The organism is Sphingomonas sandaracina, assembly GCF_036663695.1.
Lineage (GTDB): Bacteria > Pseudomonadota > Alphaproteobacteria > Sphingomonadales > Sphingomonadaceae > Sphingomonas.
The window spans coordinates 28,332-47,972 of sequence record NZ_JAXOJK010000003.1; the positions used below are offsets into that span (position 1 = coordinate 28,332).

21 protein-coding genes are annotated in these 19,641 nt (G+C 66.6%); 13 read left to right on the forward strand and 8 right to left on the reverse strand.

Annotation, left to right across the window (positions count from 1 at the left end):
- Window positions 1-20: 20 nt before the first annotated feature.
- Window positions 21-1,445 carry a glycosyltransferase family 39 protein gene (locus U1707_RS09405; RefSeq protein ID WP_332799831.1) on the forward strand — a complete coding sequence of 475 codons (1,425 nt, stop codon included), beginning with the start codon at window positions 21-23 and terminating at the stop codon, window positions 1,443-1,445.
- On the opposite strand, the gene U1707_RS09410 is transcribed toward U1707_RS09405, so the two are convergent.
- The 3 genes from U1707_RS09410 to U1707_RS09420 all read right to left on the reverse strand — a co-directional run bounded on the left by U1707_RS09410 (window position 1,387) and on the right by U1707_RS09420 (window position 4,120).
- A complete protein-coding gene (locus U1707_RS09410) occupies window positions 1,387-2,571 on the reverse strand; it encodes a glycosyltransferase (RefSeq protein WP_332799832.1) in 1,185 nt (394 codons plus the stop codon). The genes U1707_RS09405 and U1707_RS09410 overlap by 59 nt on opposite strands.
- A 65-nt stretch (window positions 2,572-2,636) precedes the next feature.
- On the reverse strand, window positions 2,637-3,164 hold the full coding sequence (locus U1707_RS09415; RefSeq protein WP_332799833.1) for a DUF2141 domain-containing protein: 528 nt from the start codon (window positions 3,162-3,164) through the stop codon (window positions 2,637-2,639).
- Window positions 3,161-4,120 (reverse strand): hypothetical protein, encoded by a 960-nt coding sequence (locus U1707_RS09420; protein ID WP_332799834.1) that lies wholly within the window; start codon window positions 4,118-4,120, stop codon window positions 3,161-3,163. The genes U1707_RS09415 and U1707_RS09420 overlap by 4 nt, the downstream gene beginning before the upstream one ends.
- A 176-nt stretch (window positions 4,121-4,296) precedes the next feature.
- On the opposite strand from U1707_RS09420, the gene U1707_RS09425 reads away from it, so the two are divergent.
- Entirely contained in the window at window positions 4,297-5,346 is a 1,050-nt protein-coding gene (locus U1707_RS09425; RefSeq protein ID WP_332799835.1) for a glycosyltransferase, read from the forward strand.
- Between the two features lie 121 nt (window positions 5,347-5,467).
- Here U1707_RS09425 and U1707_RS09430 read toward each other — a convergent pair whose 3' ends face one another.
- The 5 genes from U1707_RS09430 to pyrE form a co-directional block, all read right to left on the reverse strand.
- Window positions 5,468-6,541: an AI-2E family transporter gene (locus U1707_RS09430; protein WP_332799836.1), complete on the reverse strand. Its 1,074-nt coding sequence runs from the start codon at window positions 6,539-6,541 to the stop codon at window positions 5,468-5,470.
- Between the two features lies 1 nt (window position 6,542).
- Window positions 6,543-7,535 (reverse strand): signal peptidase I, encoded by a 993-nt coding sequence (gene lepB / locus U1707_RS09435; protein ID WP_332799837.1) that lies wholly within the window; start codon window positions 7,533-7,535, stop codon window positions 6,543-6,545.
- Complete coding sequence (gene acpS / locus U1707_RS09440; protein ID WP_332799838.1) at window positions 7,532-7,966, reverse strand: holo-ACP synthase; 435 nt, start codon at window positions 7,964-7,966, stop codon at window positions 7,532-7,534. Before acpS ends, lepB begins: the two co-directional genes overlap by 4 nt.
- A 174-nt stretch (window positions 7,967-8,140) precedes the next feature.
- On the reverse strand, window positions 8,141-8,869 hold the full coding sequence (locus U1707_RS09445) for a pyridoxine 5'-phosphate synthase (RefSeq protein ID WP_332799839.1): 729 nt from the start codon (window positions 8,867-8,869) through the stop codon (window positions 8,141-8,143).
- Window positions 8,866-9,447 carry an orotate phosphoribosyltransferase gene (gene pyrE / locus U1707_RS09450; RefSeq protein WP_332799840.1) on the reverse strand — a complete coding sequence of 194 codons (582 nt, stop codon included), beginning with the start codon at window positions 9,445-9,447 and terminating at the stop codon, window positions 8,866-8,868. Before pyrE ends, U1707_RS09445 begins: the two co-directional genes overlap by 4 nt.
- A gap of 252 nt (window positions 9,448-9,699) precedes the next feature.
- Between pyrE and coxB the strand changes: the two genes are divergently transcribed.
- From coxB to U1707_RS09505, 11 genes are all read left to right on the forward strand, one after another.
- On the forward strand, window positions 9,700-10,887 hold the full coding sequence (gene coxB, locus U1707_RS09455) for a cytochrome c oxidase subunit II (RefSeq protein WP_332799841.1): 1,188 nt from the start codon (window positions 9,700-9,702) through the stop codon (window positions 10,885-10,887).
- Between the two features lies 1 nt (window position 10,888).
- Window positions 10,889-12,553 carry a cytochrome c oxidase subunit I gene (gene ctaD / locus U1707_RS09460; protein WP_332799842.1) on the forward strand — a complete coding sequence of 555 codons (1,665 nt, stop codon included), beginning with the start codon at window positions 10,889-10,891 and terminating at the stop codon, window positions 12,551-12,553.
- A 547-nt stretch (window positions 12,554-13,100) separates the two neighbouring features.
- Window positions 13,101-13,322 carry a hypothetical protein gene (locus U1707_RS09465; protein WP_332799843.1) on the forward strand — a complete coding sequence of 74 codons (222 nt, stop codon included), beginning with the start codon at window positions 13,101-13,103 and terminating at the stop codon, window positions 13,320-13,322.
- A 59-nt stretch (window positions 13,323-13,381) separates the two neighbouring features.
- Window positions 13,382-14,281 (forward strand): heme o synthase, encoded by a 900-nt coding sequence (locus U1707_RS09470; RefSeq protein ID WP_332799844.1) that lies wholly within the window; start codon window positions 13,382-13,384, stop codon window positions 14,279-14,281.
- Window positions 14,278-14,424 (forward strand): cytochrome c oxidase system small membrane protein, encoded by a 147-nt coding sequence (locus tag U1707_RS09475; RefSeq protein WP_332799845.1) that lies wholly within the window; start codon window positions 14,278-14,280, stop codon window positions 14,422-14,424. The genes U1707_RS09470 and U1707_RS09475 overlap by 4 nt, the downstream gene beginning before the upstream one ends.
- The gene (locus U1707_RS09480) at window positions 14,424-14,975 is read left to right on the forward strand and encodes a cytochrome c oxidase assembly protein (RefSeq protein ID WP_332799846.1); all 552 of its coding nucleotides are present in this window, start codon (window positions 14,424-14,426) and stop codon (window positions 14,973-14,975) included. Before U1707_RS09475 ends, U1707_RS09480 begins: the two co-directional genes overlap by 1 nt.
- A 32-nt stretch (window positions 14,976-15,007) precedes the next feature.
- Complete coding sequence (locus tag U1707_RS09485) at window positions 15,008-15,934, forward strand: cytochrome c oxidase subunit 3 (RefSeq protein WP_332799847.1); 927 nt, start codon at window positions 15,008-15,010, stop codon at window positions 15,932-15,934.
- Between the two features lie 244 nt (window positions 15,935-16,178).
- Window positions 16,179-16,562: a DUF983 domain-containing protein gene (locus tag U1707_RS09490; protein ID WP_332799848.1), complete on the forward strand. Its 384-nt coding sequence runs from the start codon at window positions 16,179-16,181 to the stop codon at window positions 16,560-16,562.
- A 62-nt stretch (window positions 16,563-16,624) separates the two neighbouring features.
- Window positions 16,625-17,185 (forward strand): SURF1 family cytochrome oxidase biogenesis protein, encoded by a 561-nt coding sequence (locus U1707_RS09495; RefSeq protein WP_332800468.1) that lies wholly within the window; start codon window positions 16,625-16,627, stop codon window positions 17,183-17,185.
- Window positions 17,186-17,315: 130 nt separating this feature from the next.
- Complete coding sequence (thrC, locus tag U1707_RS09500; protein WP_332799849.1) at window positions 17,316-18,716, forward strand: threonine synthase; 1,401 nt, start codon at window positions 17,316-17,318, stop codon at window positions 18,714-18,716.
- 7 nt (window positions 18,717-18,723) lie between these two features.
- Window positions 18,724-19,593, forward strand: coding sequence for a class I SAM-dependent methyltransferase (locus U1707_RS09505; RefSeq protein WP_332799850.1), 870 nt, complete (start codon window positions 18,724-18,726; stop codon window positions 19,591-19,593).
- The last annotated feature ends 48 nt before the right edge of the window (window positions 19,594-19,641 follow it).

Here is a 19,641-nt window from a genome sequence, read left to right on the forward strand (position 1 = left end):
CGCGGGTGAACATACTCTTGGTGTTGGGGTTAGCTGTCCTCCTCATCATCCTCGCCCTCCTCCGCCCAGTGGACCACGACGAAAGCCAGTACGTCGCCGCCGCCGCCCTCACCGCGCGCGGCCTCATCCCCTACCGAGACTTCGCCTACCTCCAGACCCCGCTCCAGCCCTACCTCTTTGCCCCGATCGCGCTCCTCGCAGGCGCCTGGACCTGGCCGGCGCTCCGCATCGCCAACGCCCTGCTCGGCCTCGCCACGATCACCGCGGTCCACCGCGCCGCCCGTATCGGTCGCGCCGGCCCCCGCGCCGCCGCCATCGCCGCCGCGCTGTTCGCGACCTGCGACATCCTCCTCTTCAGCATCGGCACCGCGCGCAACGACGCGCTTCCCGCCGCCTGCCTCGCGTTGGCCCTTCCCGCGATCGTCAGGACCGCGCGCGATCAGGCAAGCCGCCGCGATGCGATCCTGATCGGCGCGCTGTTAGCCGCCGCCGCGACCGCGAAAATCTCGTACGCCTTGCCCGCGCTGACCTACGGCATCTGGGCGCTGTTCCGTGCCGACCGTCGCCCTTGGTGGACCCTGCTCGGCACGCTCCCGTTCGTCGCATTCGTCGGCGCGCTGTTCGTCCACGCCCCCGACGGCTTCCTGTTCGGCGTGCTCGCGTTCCCGGGACAGGCGCCGACCGAATGGTACCAGGCCCGCCCGTGGAAGCTGTCGAACGCGGCGAAGATCATCGACACATTGAAGTTCCTCGCGCTCGGCCCGGCCCTGCTGGCGATCGTCGCCACGACGGGCAGGCGCCATCGCTGGCACCTGATCCTCGACCTGTTGATCCTCGCCGGCCTGATCGCCGCGCTCGCGCCGGTGCCGACATGGCGGCAATATCTGCTGCCAATGCTGCCAGCGCTGTTCGTGCGGCTGGCGCTGGTCTGGCACGCGCATCCGCCCGGCAAGGCGATGCGGATCGCGGCCGTCGTCTTCGCCTGCGCCGGACTAGCCCCCACGATCGAAGCCATCGCGAGCGGCGGCGGTATCCCCATGCTCGACGCGACGCGCGCAGCCGCGTTGGTTCGCGAGACGATGGACCGCGAACACCTCACCGGCCCGGTCGCGACGCTGTCCCCGCAATTCCTCCCCGCCCGTGCGATCGATCAGCGATTCGCCACCGGGCCCTTCTACTTTCGCAGCACCGCGCTGTTGAACGCGAGCCAGGAATACCGGCTGCACCTCGTATCGCAGGCGAGGATGCATCTCGTCGGCTACCCGCCCGCGATCCTGACCGGCGGCGAAGGCGTTTGGAGCAGCGGCGACGACCGGATCGACGCGGCGCTCGCCACCTACGCGATTCGGCAGGGTTATCGCGCGATCGCCGTTCCCGACACCCGCTTCACGCTGTACGTCGCAAGCCCTGCTTCGTCGCGACCACCCCGGCATAATAGTCCATGAGTTCGACCGCATGCTCGCGGTCGCTGCGGACATGCCGCGCCGCCACCGCCGCCGCCCGCCGCAGCAGCGCCGGATCGCGCGCGAACAACCGTCCGATCGCCGCCGCCGCACTCTCGGCATCGCGCGCCGCGTAAAGTTCGCTCGCATTGGCGTCCGCGACTTCCGCGCAGCCGCCCGTATCCGGCACGATCAGCGGCAGGCCCGACGCCATCGCCTCCGATGCGACCAACCCGAACGGCTCCGCTTCCGACCCGTGGATCAGCGCATCGCAACTCGCCATGATCCGCGCCAGCCGCTCGCGGTCGTACACCGGCGCGAACATCCGGATGTGCGGCGATCCCCCGATCCGCCGCCGGATCGCGTTGCTCTGCGCGCCCGTTCCGATCAGGACCAGCGCGACCGGCAACGTCGACCCCGCCCGCGCCACCGCATCGACCACCAGCGGCCAGCGTTTCTCGCCGTGATGCCGCCCGAGCCCGAGCAACAGCATACCGTCCTCCGGCAACCCACATTGCTGCAGCAACGCCGCGCGCAATCGGGCATCGCGCAGGTCCGGCGAGAAATGCCCGCGCTCGATGCCGAGCGGCATCGCCGCATCGATCCGCAGACCCCGCGCGCGCAGCCGTTTTTCCAGTGCCGGGCCGTTGGTAACGACGACATCGTATTTCTCGAGGAACCGGCTCATGTACCGGCTGTACCAGGCGAACCCGCGCTCGATCTGGTCATGGCTGGCGACGCCGGCGAACCAGCGCTGCGCATAGGCGGCGACATTGTCGTTGTGCATGAAGAACGACTTCGCCGCACGGCCCTGCCAGTTGCCGACGAACCATGCCGGCCGCCACGGTGAACTACACTCGACCACGTCCGGATCGAGATCGTCGAGCACGCGGTGGATCGCCCCTTCGTCCCAGAACAGCCCGTAATTGCGATCGAACGGCATGCCGGGCGACCTGAGATAGAGGATCCGCCCGCCGCCGGGCCGTTCCTCGACGCTGTCCTCGCGACCGGGTGCGATCACGATCAGTTCGTGACCGAGACCGGCCATGATCCCCATCTTCCGATCGACATAGGTCCGAACGCCGCCGCCGGTCGGCGAGTAGAACTCGTTGACGTCGACGATCCTCACGCGACGATTCTCAAGGCGCGATCCGCATGGGGACGATCCTCACAGGAGCGATCCCCATCGAGCGATCATCCGATCGGCCCGAAGCCGCCGAGCCCGCGCAGATACTGCACGGTGATCCGCACCGTCGTCACGCCGCCACCGACCTCGACCAGCGCCTGCTGTACCTTCGGCCGCGACCGCCCCAGCTTTCTGTTGCTCGCAAACCCGGCGCCATCGGTCCAGAAACTGAACTTGTTCTTCCCGTCGCGATTATGCGTCAGCAACAGCGCATAGCGCCCCGGCTTCGGCACTCGGATGCACAGCGCCGGTGCGCCGGCGGCCGGTGTCGATACGGTCACGCGGCGGAACGTCTTGCCCGCGGCGAGCAGTACATGGTCGTCCTTCAGGAAATCCGCTTCCTCGGCAGGATAGAGTTCCAGCTTCAGCTCGCCCGTGCGATCCTTCAGCCCGGTGACCTCGACCGCGATCGCCGACCCGCCGCCCGGCTGGCATGCCGCCGCATCGCTGCCGAGCATCGCCTGCGCGCCTGCCGGGGCGCTCGCCAGCGACGCCGCAATCAGTGCCGATCGGAAGAAGGTAGCAGACCGCGTCATGCCCCGGCCCCGTTCGACGCACTGACGGGGGCCCGCGTCGCGATGGCGTGCGCGCCGAATGCGACGATCAGCACGACATGCACGAGCAGGGTCAGCGCGGCGGTGAAGGCGATCAGTTCGGACAAGGCCTGATCCTGGCCGATCAGCAGGATCGCTGCGTTGGCGAACAACAGGTCCTTGTTGGGCACCAGCGGAAGCCGCGACACGAGCAGCCGCCCGGCGGCTAGGAACATCCACATGCCGATCGACACCGCGGGCAACGCAAAATGCCAGGCGAGCGCGATCAGCAAAGACCCGATCAGCAACCGGATGCAATGCACCGAAAACACCCACCACAGCACCGGCCGCGCCTGCGAGAACACCCGCCGCGAGAAGATCAGGAAGGGCAGGGATATCAGCAGCGTGACGCCCGCCGACGCCAGCACCGCGCGAAACTGATCGTGCGTCAGCAGCCCCCGCCCGAACGGCAGCGCGATCGCGACCAGCAGCAACGTCACCGCATTGCCGGCGATCGCCGACAGGATCGAGACGTCCTTCACCGCGCCGAACGGCGACGCGACCATCCGCGCCTTCGCCCGCGCCCAGGCATAGAAATACGCATCGCCCGAATAGCCGAACACGACCTCGTTCGCGATCCGCTTCTTGATCAGGGCGACCAGCCCGCCGAGCGGGATTCCCCAGAGCCGGCGAAAGATCACGTAATCCCCCGTCGGCGACGCCATGTAGAGCAGTGCGAAACACACATAGAACCGCGGGTCGCCGGGAACCGAACGGCCGAGCCCCGCCAGCCCATGGCCGAACAACTCGCGCACCAGCCCGACGATCATCGCCCCGGTAAGCACCGCGCCGATGATCGCCGGCCAGCGACTGCGGACCGTCTTGAGCGGCTCCAGCCCGACACCTGCGATATCGGCATAACGGGCGGTATCGGCCGCAATCGGCGGTCGCGTCGTCAATCGCTTGTCCTCAAGTCAGATCTGCACAGGTCGCCCGGCGCACCGACCCGTGTCGGTAACGGCATGGCGCCATAGCCTTTCGTCATCAGCCGTGCACGTAAAGTCGGTTTCATTCGATCGCGATCTCCGCTCTACCAATCGCGCATCATGATGACCCCAATATTTCAGTCCCGTGTATGTCGCCGGTCGCCCAGCACATCCTGACCTATGCCGAGGACCTGCGCGGCGGCGGAGTCGAGCGCGCGCAACTGCGCCTCGCACGCGCCTGGCTGGCGGCGGGGCGGCGGGTGACGCTGGCGATCGAGGACATTTCCGGGCCGTTGGCGGCCGAACTGCCCGACGGGCTGGAGATCATCGCGCCGTCCCGGTTGCTCGCCTTGCCGACGATGGTGCGGCGTGTCGCGCCGGACGTGATCTTCTGCCCCGGCAATTTCTATACGGGGATCGCGGCGTGGACGCGGCTGCGGCTCGGCAAGGCCTGCCCGCCGATCGTCGCCAAGATGTCCAACGCCCCCGCGCGCGCCGATCACGGCCGCCTGATGCACGCCGCCCATCAGGTCTGGCTCGCGCGGCACGGCACCTTCCTGGATCACCTCGTCGCGATGACACCGGCGACCGCGGACGAAGCGGCGCGAGCGACCCGCATGGTTGGCCGCACCAGCGTCATCCCGAACCCGCCGGCGGTGCCGATCCCCGGCGCGCTGCCGGACTTGCCGCCGCGCTTCTTCCTCGGCGTCGGAAGGCTCGAACCGCAAAAACGCTGGGACCGCCTGATCGCCGCGCTTCCGCTGCTGGCCGACCGGACGACGCCGCTCGTCATCCTGGGCGACGGGAGCGAGCGGGCGGCGATCGAGGCACAGGTCCGCGACCTCGGCCTGGATAGCCGGGTCTTCCTGCTCGGCCACAGCACCGATCCGCTCCCGGTCATGGCGCGTGCGACCGTGTTAGTGCTGACGTCCGATTACGAGGGCGTGCCGGGGGTACTGCGCGAAGCACTGTCGGTCGGGACGCCAGTAATCTCGACCGCCTCCAGTGCGGCGGTGGCGGAGATCGTCGACCGGCCCGACCGCGGCACGATCGTCGCAAGGGACGACGCTGCTGCATTGGTTGTAGCGCTGGATACGTGGCTGGACCCAACTCGGCAGCGACCCGAACCAGTCGCCCAACCGGGTGCGGACTCAGCCAACCGCTACCTCGCCCTCTTCGACCAGCTGGTAAGCCGGTAACTTCCTACCTGATTACCCGCCCCATCGACGTCCCCGGCCCTCACCCCGTCATCCCCGCGGACGCGGGGATGACGGGGGGAGCTTGAACCCAGATTAATTGGGACGGGGGGCCAATAGCCGATCAGGCCGTAGCCTCACCAACCGCCTCGGCCCTCTCCGCTTCCCGCTCCGACCGCCGCTCCAGCGCGGTCTTCAGCATCGCGGTCATCGGATCGGCCAGCGCCAGCCCCAAAATCCCGAACAACGCGCTCGCCAAAATCTGCGCACCCAGCGTCAACGCCGGAGGCAGATCCACAGTCCGCTTCGCCACCATCGGCACGATCACATAGCCGTCGATCGTCTGCACCACGAGGTACGTGCCGATCGCCCAATAGCCCGTGTCGACGCCCGCGCTGAACCCGACCGCGACCATCAGCACGCCGGTCACGATCGCGCCGACGTTGGGAATGAACGCCAGGATGCCGGCGATGATGCCGAGCAGCATCGCCATCGGCACGCCGCCGACTGCCAGCGCAATGCCGCTCGCGACACCCTCGACCGCCATCCCGAGCAGGCGCCCGGCGAGCAGCTTGCGCAACGTGTCGCCCATCTTGACCAAGGTCTTGGCGAACTCCGGCCGCAGGTCGCTCGGCACCATCCACTGGAGTCCGCGCGAATAGGTGCCCGGGTCCATCGCGATGAACAGCCCGAGGATCAGGATCATGAACATGCTCGTGATCGCGCCGATCGCGGTGCCGACCCACGACGTCACGCGCCCGACCGAGCCCAGCGCCTCCTTGACGATCCCGTTGACGTCCGATGCGCCCGGCATCAGCCCTTGTGACGTCAGATAGCCGGCAAAGCGGTTCGCCTGCGATTCCAGCGTCGATCGCAGCTGGTTCACCTGTTCGGTGACCTGCACGCCGGTCAGGACGAACGTCCCGACCAGGAACGCGAACACCAGCAGCACGACGATCAACAACCGCCAGCCGCGCCCGATCGGCAACACCCGCCCGAGCAGCCGCACGCCGCCGTCGAACAGTGCGGCAAGCACGATTCCCGCGAAGATGATCAGAAGCGGCTGGACGAGCACGATCAGCAACGCGATGCCGCAAGCAAGCCCGAGCCAGATCGCCGCGCGCTTCACTTCCTTGCGCAGGAACGGATCGCGCATCTCGACCGGGCTGAGTTCGTCGACGGCCTTCGTCTCGGCCATCTCAGCTCGCCTTAGCGGGATGCAGCGAGGTACCGGCGCGATCCGGGCGCAGCGACCCCCACCAGCTCAGCGGATTGAACGTCGCATCGCCGTCCAAGCTAAAGGTGATGAACTCCGCACGGCCGCCGAGATTCTCGTACGGCACAGGCCCGCCGAGCCCGAGCTGGCTGAGCGCAAACCGGCTGTCGGCCGAGCGATCGCGGTTGTCGCCCATTAGGAAGACATGGTTCGCGGGAATCGTGATCTCGGCGAAATTGTCGCCCTGGCTGTCCGATTCCAGATCGACCGTCTCGTAGCGGCGACCGTTCGGCAGCGTCTCGGTATAGGTCGGCAGGCGACACATCGCGCGGCCGTCGGGCAGCGTCTCGCGCGCACCGGGATAATCGATCTCGCTGCACGGGCTGTTCGTATCGACCGGGATCAGCGTGTCGTGCAGGGGCCCACGCTTCACCGCGACGCCGTTCAGGAACACGATCCCGCCGCGGACGGCCAGCTTGTCGCCGGGCAGCCCGATCACGCGCTTGATATAGTCGTTGTGCGTCCCCGGGGGCGTCACGATCACCACGTCGCCGCGCGTCGGCAGCGATCCGAACAACCGACCGTGGATGAACGGCAGCGACACGCTCCAGCTGTCTTCCTGCTGGCGCAGCACGACACCCTTGAAGATCGCGACCGGGTTGGGGATCGTCGGCGACACGAACGACCAGCCATAGGCGAACTTGGTCACCACCAGCCGGTCGCCGATCCGCAAGCCCGGCAGCATCGATTCGCTGGGGATATAGAAGGGCTTGGCGATGAAGCTGTGGAAGCCGAGCACGACCAGGATCAGCCAGAATATGCCCTTCACCTCGCCCCACCAGTCGGTACCGCGGCGGCGTGTCGGTGCCGCGGTACCGACTGCTGGGGCGGCGGCCGGTGCGACGGGATCGGCCGCGGTGGTCTGCGCGAGGGGCTTTTCGGGGAACTCATTGCCGTCCAACGCCGCGTCCTTCATCGATTCATATCCTGGCCCATGTCCGCGAATATCAAGGGTATAGCTTCGATGATCACGAAGGCCTGCGCCCAGGGATGATCATCGGTCATGGTCAAATGCACACGCGCCGCGTGGCCCTCGGGCGTCAATGCGTCAAGCCTCGCTTTGGCGCCCCCGGTCAGCGCCAGCGTCGGCGCGCCGCTCGCCGCGTTGACCACACCGATGTCCCGCATGAAAACGCCCGCACGAAACCCGGTCCCGACCGCCTTCGAAAACGCTTCCTTGGCGGCGAACCGTTTCGCCAGCGTCCCCGCCTTGGTGAAAGGCCGCCGCGCCGCCTTCGCGCGCTCGACGTCGGTAAACACCCGCTGCTCGAACCGCTCGCCGAACCGCGCGACCGACGCCGCGATCCGCTCGATGTTACACAGGTCGGACCCGAGCCCGATGATCACGACACGGCCTGGAGTCGGAAGACAAAAGATTCTGTTCGCGCGGAGACGCGGAGACGCGGAGAGTATGAGAGCCGCAAGAGCGGCGTAGGAGAATAGAGAAAGCCGATCGAAGGCGGCAGCGAAGCCCCCTTCTGCCCCGCGTCTCCGCGTCTCCGCGTGAACAAACCTTCCTGTCTACCGCGCCGCATCCATGGCCTCGCGCATCAGCCGCACCGCGTCGCCGAGCCCGACGAACAGCGCCTCGCCCACCAGGAAATGCCCGATGTTCAACTCGCGCACCTGCCGGATCGCCGCGATCGGTGCGACGTTGTCGTAGGTCAGCCCGTGGCCGGCATGCACCTCGATGCCGTTCTTCGCCGCCAGCGCCGCCGCATCGGTCAGCCGCCGCAACTCCGCCGTCCGCGCCTCACCCGAAAGCTCGGCATACCGCCCGGTGTGAAGCTCGATCACCGGCACCCCAAGCCGAACCGAGGCCTCGATCTGCCGCGCATCCGGTTCGATGAACAGCGACACGCGGATGCCCGCCCCCGCCAGTGCGTCGACCAGCCGCGCCATCCGGTCGTAATGCCCGGCGACGTCGAGCCCGCCCTCGGTCGTCAATTCCTCGCGCTTTTCCGGCACGATGCACGCGGCGTGCGGCTTGTGGCGCAGCGCGATGCCGAGCATCTCGTCGGTCGCCGCCATCTCCAGGTTCAGCGGGATCGTCAGCTCGGCCGACAACCGTGCGATGTCGTCATCGGTAATATGCCGGCGATCTTCCCGCAGATGCGCGGTGATGCCGTCCGCGCCCGCTGCCGCCGCGACCAGCGCCGCGCGCACCGGATCGGGATACCCCGCCCCCCGCGCGTTTCGCACCGTCGCGACGTGGTCGATGTTCACACCAAGGCGCAGGTCCCGGCTCATGCCGCCCTGCTACCGGGCTTGATCGCCGGGATCGCCGCCAGTTCGGCCGGCAACGCATTCGCCGGATAGGTCGGAACGTCGAGCCGGATCAGCGGGAAAAACGGCACGCCCAGGTCCGCCGTCCCGTTCGAGCGATCGACCAGAGCCGCCGCCGCGACGGTCACGCCGCCCGCACGCCCGATCGCCGCGATCGCCTCGCGCGACGACAGGCCGGTGGTGACGACGTCTTCCATCATCAGCACGCGCTGGCCGGGCGCCAATCGGAAACCGCGGCGCAGTTCGAAGACGCCGTCCGGGCGCTCGAGGAACACCGCCTCGACGCCCAGCGCGCGACCCATTTCATGCCCCGCGATAACGCCGCCCATCGCCGGCGACACCACGATGTCGATCTGCGACCGCAACGCGACCGGAATCGACGCCACCAGCGCCTCGGACAACCGGGCACCGCGCGCCGGGTCCATCAGCACCCGCGCGCATTGCAGGTAGCGCGAGCTGCGCAGGCCGGAGGACAGGATGAAATGCCCTTCGAGCAGCGCTTCGGCAGCGCGGAATTCGGCGAGCACATCGTCTTCGGTCATCGCGGGTCATTCGCTCCACATGGTCTGCCGCGCTGATACGAGCGCGCGAAACCGCGTGCAACGACAACCGCAATATGACCTAACGCCTTGGCACCCAAGCATCGCATGTCCAGACAACGCTTGAGGCTAGCCCCCCCGCCGGGTATGCTGCCGCAAAATGATAAATAGACATCCGCGCGTCCGTGATATCGGGTTCGCTATAAACCGGGGTCAAGAACAACGATGCGCAAGATGGGGATGAGAGGATTTGCGATGGCAGCGGGGCTCGCACTGGCGAGTCTCGGTGGTGTCGCCGGGAGTGTCGCCGGGCACGCGGCCCAGCCTGCGAGCACGCCGACGGCAGCACCTGCACCAGCGCCGACACCGCAAGCTGCCGCGGCACCGGGCGGGGTTTCGAATACCGCGCCGACCACAGCCGCCGCGACGCCGACCGCCAATCCGTCCAGCCCTGAACTCGCAATGGACGGTGCGCCGGCGATGACGGCCACGCCGATGATCGGCCAGCCGACCGACGGGCTCTACGGCCTCCAGCCGCAGGTTACCAAGAACGGCGTCTTCGCGCACTGGATGCACAACTCGATCCTGGTGCCGACGATCACGATCATCTGCCTGTTCGTCCTCGCGCTGCTATTCTGGGTGTCGTTCCGTTATCGTCGCGCACGCAGTCCGGTCGCGTCGAAAACGTCGCACAATACCGCCATCGAGATCCTCTGGACGCTCGCGCCGGTGGTGATCCTGGTGTTGATCGCCGTGCCGTCGATCGGGCTGCTGCAAGCGCAGTTCAAGCCGGCACCCTCCGGCGCCGTGACGCTGAAGGCGATCGGCAACCAATGGTATTGGACGTACCAGTATCCCGACAATGGCGGTTTCGAGATCACCGCCAACATGCTGAAGGAAAAGGGCGACGTCGCCGCCGGCGAACGCGCCCGCACCGATGCCGACGGTCCGAAGCTGCTCGCGACCGACAACCGCATCGTCCTGCCGGTCGGCGTGCCGATCCGCCTGATCACTACGGCCAACGACGTGATCCACAGCTGGGCCGTCCCCGCGTTCTGGATCAAGCTCGACGCAATCCCGGGCCGCCTGAACGAGACGAGCTTCACGATCGACAAGCCCGGCCTGTATTTCGGTCAGTGTTCCGAACTGTGCGGCGCACGTCACGGCTACATGCCGATCGCCGTCGAAGCGGTGCCCCCGGCGCAGTTCGCCGCGTGGGTGCGCGCCAAGGGCGGCACGATGCCGACCCCCGGCAAGGCCTCCGACAAGGTGATCCCACAGCCCGGCGCCGACGGCTCTGCGGCGAAGGTCGAGGAGGCAGCGGAGACCGCCAACGCCACCGGCCCGGTCGAGAACGTGGCCGCCCCCGCCAACGCAACGGCGCCTGCGACGACGCAGGGCGCCACCTCAAACCCGGCCGGCGCCGGCAACGCGGGACTCTAAGATGACCGACACCGCTATCACCCCGTCGGCGTTCGTTTCGCACGACGCGCACGACCATCATCACGATACCGATCACAAGCCGGGCTTCTTCGCGCGTTGGTTCATGTCGACCAACCACAAGGACATCGGCACGCTGTACCTGATCTTCGCGATCGTCGCGGGGATCATCGGTGGTTCGGTCTCGGGCCTGATGCGCGCCGAGCTCGCGCATCCCGGCATCCAGTATCTGCAGGGCTGGGCGAGCATGCTCCACGGCGGCAGCGCCAGCCTCGACGAATCGCTCCATCTCTGGAACGTGCTGATCACCGCGCATGGCCTGATCATGGTGTTCTTCATGGTCATGCCGGCGATGGTCGGTGGCTTCGGCAACTGGTTCGTGCCGATCATGATCGGCGCGCCGGACATGGCGTTCCCGCGCATGAACAACGTGTCGTTCTGGCTGCTGATCCCGGCCTTCACGCTGCTTCTCGCCTCGCCGTTCTTCGGTGGCGCGGGTAACGGCTGGACGCTCTACGCGCCGCTCTCGACGTACGGCGAGCCTGGGCCGTCGACCGACATGGCGATCCTCGCGCTGCATCTGGCCGGCGCATCGTCGATCCTCGGTGCGATCAACTTCATCACGACGATCTTCAACATGCGTGCGCCCGGTATGACGCTGCACAAGATGCCGCTGTTCGTGTGGTCGATGCTCGTCACCGCGTTCCTGCTGCTGCTGGCGCTGCCGGTGCTCGCCGCGGCGATCACGATGCTGCTGACCGATCGCAACTTCGGCACGACCTTCTTCGATCCGGCCGGCGGCGGCGACCCCGTCCTGTACCAGCATCTGTTCTGGTTCTTCGGCCATCCCGAAGTCTACATCATGATCCTGCCGGGCTTCGGCATCGTCAGCCAGATCATCTCGACGTTCAGCCGCAAGCCGGTCTTCGGCTATCTCGGCATGGCGTATGCGATGGTTGCGATCGGCGTGGTCGGCTTCGTCGTGTGGGCGCACCACATGTTCACCACCGGCCTCAGCGTGAACACCAAGATGTACTTCACCGCGGCGACGATGGTCATCGCGGTGCCGACCGGCATCAAGATCTTCTCGTGGATCGCGACGATGTGGGGCGGTTCGCTCACCTTCAAGACGCCGATGGTGTGGTCGATCGGGTTCATCTTCATGTTCACCGTCGGCGGCGTGACCGGCGTGGTGCTCGCGAACGGCGGCATCGACGATTACATGCAGGACACCTATTACGTAGTGGCGCATTTCCACTATGTGCTGAGCCTCGGCGCGGTGTTCTCGCTGTTCGCCGGCTTCTACTACTGGTTCCCGAAGATGTCGGGCAAGATGTACAACGAGTTCCTCGGCCAGGTGCACTTCTGGGTGTTCTTCATCGGCGTGAACGTGATGTTCTTCCCGATGCATTTCCTGGGCCTCCAGGGCATGCCGCGCCGCATCCCGGACTACACGCCGCAGTACGAGCATTGGAACACGGTCGCCTCGGTCGGCTACATGATCATGGCCGCGGGCATGGTGGTGTTCTTCGTCAACCTGATTTGGTCGATGATTGCGGGCAAGCCGGCGGGCGACAATCCCTGGGGCGACGGCGCGACGACGCTCGAGTGGACGATCTCCTCGCCGCCGCCGTATCACCAGTTCGAGACCCTGCCGAAGATCGATTGAGGCGGACAAGGGTCATCACGCCCCCGGCCGGCGCGGCAACGCCGCGTCCGACGACACGGGATTAGCTCACCTGTTGGAGCCAGCCGAAATGAAGACGCCTCGGGGAAACCCGAGGCGTTTTTGTTGAATAGCCGTCCTGAAACCAAACCATGTTTCCCCGCGAAGGCGGGGACCCAGCCTGGGCTGCCGCCTTCGCGGGAGAACAAGGAGAGGCAGGATACCTTACCCACGTCATCCCAGCGCGGTCATCCAGGCGAAAGCTGGGATCTCACCCCAGTGACTCCGGGCGCTCGCCAAACAGGAGAACTCGGTTCTCGCTGGAGTACGGGAAGCGTTCAGGATGACGGGAGGGGGCTGGAGCCACAGGAGAGGTTCAGCCCGGCCCCGCCTCAAACGCCACCATTTACCATTCCAGAGGACAATAGCGCTACCCCCGCTCCCATGCCGAGCGCGCCGGCCAAAGCCCGTTAGAAAACAACGACCCGCATACCCCGCTCGCCCCCCGCCCTCCTCGCCGCTTCCGCGTTCACTCGACGGCCGGTCGGATATGTACGGAGACCCGTTCACGCTCGACTATTTCAGGATCGCGGCGGGGGACGTCGAACGCTGGCGCGCAGCGAATGCGTATTGGCATTTTCGCTGGACTATCCTGCCGCCACGCTCGCCGATCGTCGCCTTGCTCGACCAAGACCCCGCATGGCGACGGATCTACGCAGACGATACCGCCGTCGTCCATCAGGCCGTACCCGGGTCTCGGTCAAACCCTTGAGCCACAACGACGCGAAGGCTTTCCGACGTCGACCGCAAGGCGTATAGCGTACCTCAACCATGACTATTGCCACGCCCCTCCTGCCGCCGGCGCATTGGCGCGATTTTCTCGCGCTCACCAAGCCGCGCGTGATGACGCTCGTCGTCTTCACCGGACTTTGCGGGATGCTGGCGGCGCCGGTCGGCGTGCATCCGGTGATCGGCTTCACCGCGATCCTCTGCATCGCGCTCGGCGCCGGCGCGGCAGGCGCACTCAACCAATGGTATGAGTCGGACATCGATGCGGTTATGCGCCGCACGCAGAAGCGCCCGCTCCCCGATGGTCGGATGGATCGGCAGGCGGCGCTGCATTTCGGGGTCGGTCTCGGCGCATTCTCGGTGCTTTTCATGGGCGTCGCTGTGAATATCGTCGCCGCCGCGATCCTTACCGTTTCGATCCTGTTCTACGTGCTGGTCTACACCGTCTGGCTGAAGCGCCGCACGCCGCAGAACATCGTCATCGGCGGGGCGGCGGGCGCCTTCCCCCCACTGATCGGCTGGGCCGCCGCGACCGGCGACATCGCGCTGCTGCCGGTCCTGCTGTTCCTGTTCGTGTTCCTCTGGACGCCCCCGCATTTCTGGGCGCTCGCGCTGTTCATGAAGAGCGATTACGCCGCGGCGGGGGTGCCGATGCTCCCCGTCGTGTCGGGCGAGCGGACCACGCGGACGCAGATCGGCCTCTATACGATACCGATGGCGGCGGTTGCGATCCTGCCCTGGCCGCTCGGACTGACCGGGCAGATCTACGGTGTCGCGGCCGTATTGCTGACCGGCTGGTTCGCGCTGCTCGCCTTCCGTATCGCGAGACGCACCACGCATGCCGACGATGCGATGAAACCGGAGAAGGCCTTGTTCAAATACTCGATCCTGTATCTGTTCGTGATGTTCGGCGCGCTGGTCGTCGACCGGTGGTTCGCATGACGCCCTCAGACCCGAACCAGGCCGATCTGATCCGCAGCCGCCAGCGCGGTCGTGCCCGGGTCATGGCGCTGCTGCTGGGCGCGTTCGTCATCCTCGTCTTCGCCATCTCGATCGCAAAGATCCGCGCAGGCATGCCGCACTGATGGCCGGCTGGAAGGCCATGTCGCGCACCAACCGCACCGCGGCGCTCGCCGTGCTCTTCATCTGCTTCATGACCGGGCTCGCCTGGGCCAGCGTGCCGCTTTACCGCCTGTTCTGTTCGGTCACCGGCCTCAACGGCACGACGCAGCGCGGACTCGTCGCCCCCGGTGCGGTCGATCACAAGATTACCGTCGACTTCGACACCAACGTTAGCCCCAAGCTGCCGTGGAAGTTCACGCCCGAAAATCGTTCCGACACGATCGACATCGGCGCGCGTGACATGGCGTTCTTCACGGCGACCAACACGTCTGACAAGCCGCTGACCGGCACCGCGACCTTCAACGTCCAGCCCGCGCAGGCCGGCAAGTATTTCACCAAGATCCAGTGCTTCTGCTTCACGCAGCAGACGCTGAAACCCGGCGAAACCGCGCGGATGCCGGTGATATTCTTCGTCGATCCGAAGATCCTGACGGATCCCGATGCTGCCGATATCCAGACGATCACGCTCAGCTATACGTTTTACCCGGTGGATTCTGCGAAAGCTGCCAGCTAGAACGTCGCCAAAGATAATTAGGGGAGCTACCGATGGCCGGCGCCAAGAACCATGATTACCATATCCTGCCGCCGAGCGTCTGGCCGCTGGTCGGCTCGTTCTCCGCGCTGATAATGGCGGTCGGTGGCATCATGTGGATGCACGGCGGCCATGTCGACAAGCCCAATGGCGGCGGCTGGATCTTCTTCATCGGACTCGCCGGGCTGCTCTTCACCTTCTATAGCTGGTGGGCGCAGGTCATCCAGGAGGCGCGTGCGGGCGATCACACCCCCGTCGTCCAGCTCCATTTCCGCTACGGCATGATCCTGTTCATCGCTTCCGAAGTGATGTTCTTCGTCGGCTGGTTCTGGGCGTTCTTCGACTTCTCGCTGTTCCCCACCGCGATGACCTACGCAGACGGCACCGTCACGCGCGCGGTCGAAGGCGGTGCGGCGATGGTCGCGCAGTGGCCGCCAAAGGGCCTGACGGTCATCAACCCGTTCGAACTGCCGCTGCTCAACACGCTGATCCTGCTGACTTCGGGCACCACGGTGACCTGGGCGCATCACGCGCTGATCCACAACCAGCGCGGCGGCGAGAAGACCGGCGCCTGGGGCCTGATCGGCGTCGGCAACCGCGACGGCGTGCTCAAGGGCCTTTGGCTGACGGTGATCCTTGGCGCCCTGTTCAGCGCGATCCAGGCGTACGAGTACGTCCATGCGCCGTTCCCGTTCAAGGGCATCAACTACGGCGCGGCGTTCTTCATGGCGACCGGCTTCCATGGCTTCCATGTGCTGATCGGCACGATCTTTCTGGTCGTCTGCCTGGTGCGCGCGTATCGCGGCGACTTCACCCCGAAGCAGCATTTCGGCTTCGAGGCGGCTGCTTGGTACTGGCATTTCGTCGACGTCGTGTGGCTGTTCCTGTTCGTCACCGTCTATGTTTGGGGCGGCTGGGGCGCCCCCGTCCACGGCGGTTGAGGGTTACTACTTCCCACCCCGGCGAAGGCCGGGGCCCAATTGGCAAGGTCGTAGTAACGAAGCGCAGTCATCCGTTGGCAACGTCCCCCAATTGGGCCCCGGCCTCCGCCGGGGTGGTAGCGTTTCGTGGTATGGCATTGCCGCATGCTGACGGCAGCCCCCTACCCTTGTTCTCCCGCGAAGGCGGGAGCCCAGTCTGGGCCGCCTTCGCGGGGACACAAGTGAGGCGGGGCTCAGTAAAGCCATGACCGAAAACCCATACCCCCTCGCCAACGCCCCCTCGATCGCCCAGGTCGCGCTGAAAGGCCTCTGCCCCCGCTGCGGCAAGCCCACCCTCTTCGCCAAATGGTCCAACTTCGCCGACCGCTGCCCGAACTGCGGGCTCGACTTCAGCAAGTTCAACGTCGGCGACGGCCCGGCGGCCTTCCTCACCCTGATCCTCGGCGCGCTCGTGGTCATCCTCGCGATCACGCTCGAACTCAAAGTCCACCCCCCGCTCTGGCTGCACATGCTGATCTGGATCCCGTTCACCGCGGGCGGAGTCATCCTTTCGCTAAAAGCCGCCAAAGGCGCGCTGATGTCCGCTGAATACCGCAACGCAGCCCGTGAAGGCCGAATCGACCCGTGACCCGACCCGTACGACGCATCCCCGTCATCCCGACCATCCTCGTCACGCTTACGATCGCGGCGATGATAGGCCTGGGCCTGTGGCAACTCCTCGACCGCCTCCCGAAAAAGGAAGCGTTCCTCGCGCAGCTCGCCGCCAACCCCGCCAAGCCGCCAATGGCCTTCCCGCGCTTCCCCGACGAGACCCTCCTCTTCCGCCGCGCCTCGGGCCTTTGCCTCCAGCCGACGGAGATCAAGCTCGCCGGTGCAGGTAAATCCGGCTTCCGCGCGATCGCGGAATGCAGGACCGGCGCGGAGGGTCCCGGCATGGTCGTCCAGCTCGGCACTACCCGCGATCCGATGGCCAAGGTCGGCTGGCCCGGCGGCGAGGTGTCCGGCTACATCAGCCACGCCCCCGATGGTCGGTCGCTGATCGGTTCGCTGTTCGATCACACGCCGCAACGCCTGATGCTGGTCGCGGACACGCCGCCATCCAATCTGACGGGCCCTGCACTCGGCCCCAACGGCAAGCCCGACCTCGCCACGGTCCCGAACAACCACCTCGCCTATGCCGGCCAATGGTTCTTCTTCGCCGCCATCGCCGCGATCATCTACACCCTCGCGCTCCGCCGACGCCCTCGCTAGCCGTTCTCCTGCGGACGCAGGAGCCCAGGGTACCGCGCGCATCCCTGCGTAACCCTGGATTCCTGCGTTCGCAGGAAAACGGAAGGCGCGCAGCTTGTTCCCTTCCGCTCAGCCCGCTAACCGACGGAACATGCGTTACATCAGCACCCGCGGCTCGGCGCCCATCCTCGATTTCGAAGCGGCAACGCTGACCGGCCTCGCCTCGGACGGCGGCCTGTATCTCCCCGAGACGTGGCCAACGCTGACCCGCGACGAGATCGCCGCGCTCGCGGGCCTCTCCTATGTCGACACCGCGGTCGCGGTGATGACCCCGTTCGTCGGCGACGCCATGACGCGCGACGAACTGAAGGCGCTTTGCGAGCAGGCCTATGGCCGTTTCTCGCACGCCGCGGTCACGCCGCTGGTGCAGCTCGACCACGACCAGTGGCTACTCGAACTCTTCCACGGCCCGACGCTCGCATTCAAGGATGTCGCGCTCCAGCTGCTAGGCCTCTTCTTCGAACGCTTCCTCGCCGGCACGGACAAGCGCCTGACGATCGTCGGCGCGACCAGTGGCGATACCGGCTCGGCCGCGATCGACGCGGTCGCGGGGCGCGAGGGTATCGACATCTTCATGCTCCACCCGGTCGGCCGCATCTCCGACGTGCAGCGCCGGCAGATGACCACGGTACTCAGCCCCAACGTCTACAATATCGCGATCGAGGGTAGCTTCGACGATGCGCAGGCGCTCGTGAAGGCGATGTTCAACGATCCCGCCTTCTCGGACACGTACGCGCTGTCGGCAGTGAACTCGATCAACTGGGCCCGCCTGATGGCCCAGATCGTGTACTTCTTCTACGCCGCCGTCCGCCTTGGCGCGCCCGATCGCGAGGTCGCGTTCGCCGTCCCGACCGGCAATTTCGGTGACGTGTTCGCCGGCTATGTCGCGGCGCGCATGGGCCTCCCCGTCGCGAGGCTGGTCGTCGCAACGAACGTCAACGACATCCTCCACCGCGCGCTCAGCACCGGCGATTATTCCAAGGGCGGCGTGCAGCAGACCCCGACCCCGTCGATGGACATCCAGGTCAGTTCGAACTTCGAACGCCTGTTGTTCGACCTCGGCGATCGTGATGGCGCAGCGCTCGCCGCGCAGATGGCCGGCTTCGAAGCCTCGGGAGCGATGCGCCTCACCAACGCACAGTCGCAGGGGGCGTCGGCGCTGTTCCAGAGCGAGCGGATCGACCTCGACGACATGACGCTGGCGATGCGCTGGGCCCACGAGCGCGCCGGCCAGGTGATCGACCCGCATACCGCGATCGGCCTGGCCGCCGCGCTACGCACCGAAGTCCCCGCCGGCGTGCCGATCGTGACGCTTGCCACCGCGCACCCCGCCAAATTCGGCGACGCGGTCGAGCGCGCCACCGGCGTCCGTCCCTCGCTGCCGGCCCGTGTCGGCGACCTGTTCGACCGCGAGGAGCGCTACGTCACGCTGCCCGCGACGTTCGAGGCGATCACCGCCTATATCGCCGAACGCGCAACCCCGTCGGCCTGAAGAGACCATGAAGCTCGAAACCCTTATCGGCGAACCCTGGGCGGATTACGGCCTGATCGACTCCGGCCACGGCAAGAAGCTCGAACGCTATGGCCGCTTCCGCTTCATCCGCCCCGAGCCGCAGGCGATGTGGGCGCCCGCCTCGACCGACTGGACGGCGCAGGGCGAATTCGTCCCCGGTTCCGACGAAGACGGCGGCGGTCGCTGGGAATTTTCGGAGCCTGTGCCGCGCGAAGGCTGGACACTGAAGTGGAACGAGGTGTCGTACACCGCGCAGGCCACCCCGTTCCGCCACCTCGGCTTCTTCCCCGACATGGCGCCGGTGTGGAGCTGGATGCGCGAACGCGTGGCGGGGCTCGACTCGCCCGAATGTATGAACCTGTTCGGCTACACCGGCGTCGGCACACTGGCGATGGCGACCAAAGGCGTTCGCATGGTCCATGTCGACGCGTCCAAGAAGTCGGTCGAGGCGGCCAAGGCCAACGCCAAGCTCTCCGGCATGGCCGACGCGCCGATCCGCTGGATGACCGACGACGCCGCGAAGTTCGTCGCGCGCGAGGTCCGGCGTGGGCGGCGGTATGACGGTATCCTGCTCGATCCGCCCAAATACGGGCGGGGGCCGGAGGGTGAGGTCTGGCGGCTGGAGGAGGACCTGCCGAAGCTGATCGCCGACTGCCGCAAGCTGCTCGACGAGAATTCGCGCTTCTTGTTCCTCACGGTCTACGCGGTGCGGATGTCTGCGCTGGCGATAGGCGAGCTGCTCAACCAGGTGTTCGCAGACCTGCCGGGGAAGGTCGAAGTCGGCGAACTGGGCGTCCGCGAAGAAGCCCGCGGCCTGACTCTCCCCACAGCAATCTGGGCACGCTGGAGCCGCTGAGTCAGGCATCCCCCTCCCTGGAAGGGAGGGGTTAGGGGTGGGTCGGCC

What these genes read in the sequence shown, in the direction of transcription:
- U1707_RS09415 (WP_332799833.1), bottom strand. Translation starts at nt 3,164, where the DNA reads ATGACGCGGTCTGCTACCTTCTTCCGATCGGCACTGATTGCGGCGTCG.
- U1707_RS09425 (WP_332799835.1), top strand. Translation starts at nt 4,297, where the DNA reads ATGTCGCCGGTCGCCCAGCACATCCTGACCTATGCCGAGGACCTGCGC.
- U1707_RS09430 (WP_332799836.1), bottom strand. Translation starts at nt 6,541, where the DNA reads ATGGCCGAGACGAAGGCCGTCGACGAACTCAGCCCGGTCGAGATGCGC.
- lepB (WP_332799837.1), bottom strand. Translation starts at nt 7,535, where the DNA reads ATGAAGGACGCGGCGTTGGACGGCAATGAGTTCCCCGAAAAGCCCCTC.
- U1707_RS09445 (WP_332799839.1), bottom strand. Translation starts at nt 8,869, where the DNA reads ATGAGCCGGGACCTGCGCCTTGGTGTGAACATCGACCACGTCGCGACG.
- pyrE (WP_332799840.1), bottom strand. Translation starts at nt 9,447, where the DNA reads ATGACCGAAGACGATGTGCTCGCCGAATTCCGCGCTGCCGAAGCGCTG.
- coxB (WP_332799841.1), top strand. Translation starts at nt 9,700, where the DNA reads ATGGCAGCGGGGCTCGCACTGGCGAGTCTCGGTGGTGTCGCCGGGAGT.
- ctaD (WP_332799842.1), top strand. Translation starts at nt 10,889, where the DNA reads ATGACCGACACCGCTATCACCCCGTCGGCGTTCGTTTCGCACGACGCG.
- U1707_RS09465 (WP_332799843.1), top strand. Translation starts at nt 13,101, where the DNA reads ATGTACGGAGACCCGTTCACGCTCGACTATTTCAGGATCGCGGCGGGG.
- U1707_RS09470 (WP_332799844.1), top strand. Translation starts at nt 13,382, where the DNA reads ATGACTATTGCCACGCCCCTCCTGCCGCCGGCGCATTGGCGCGATTTT.
- U1707_RS09475 (WP_332799845.1), top strand. Translation starts at nt 14,278, where the DNA reads ATGACGCCCTCAGACCCGAACCAGGCCGATCTGATCCGCAGCCGCCAG.
- U1707_RS09480 (WP_332799846.1), top strand. Translation starts at nt 14,424, where the DNA reads ATGGCCGGCTGGAAGGCCATGTCGCGCACCAACCGCACCGCGGCGCTC.
- U1707_RS09485 (WP_332799847.1), top strand. Translation starts at nt 15,008, where the DNA reads ATGGCCGGCGCCAAGAACCATGATTACCATATCCTGCCGCCGAGCGTC.
- U1707_RS09490 (WP_332799848.1), top strand. Translation starts at nt 16,179, where the DNA reads ATGACCGAAAACCCATACCCCCTCGCCAACGCCCCCTCGATCGCCCAG.
- U1707_RS09495 (WP_332800468.1), top strand. Translation starts at nt 16,625, where the DNA reads ATGATAGGCCTGGGCCTGTGGCAACTCCTCGACCGCCTCCCGAAAAAG.
- thrC (WP_332799849.1), top strand. Translation starts at nt 17,316, where the DNA reads ATGCGTTACATCAGCACCCGCGGCTCGGCGCCCATCCTCGATTTCGAA.
- U1707_RS09505 (WP_332799850.1), top strand. Translation starts at nt 18,724, where the DNA reads ATGAAGCTCGAAACCCTTATCGGCGAACCCTGGGCGGATTACGGCCTG.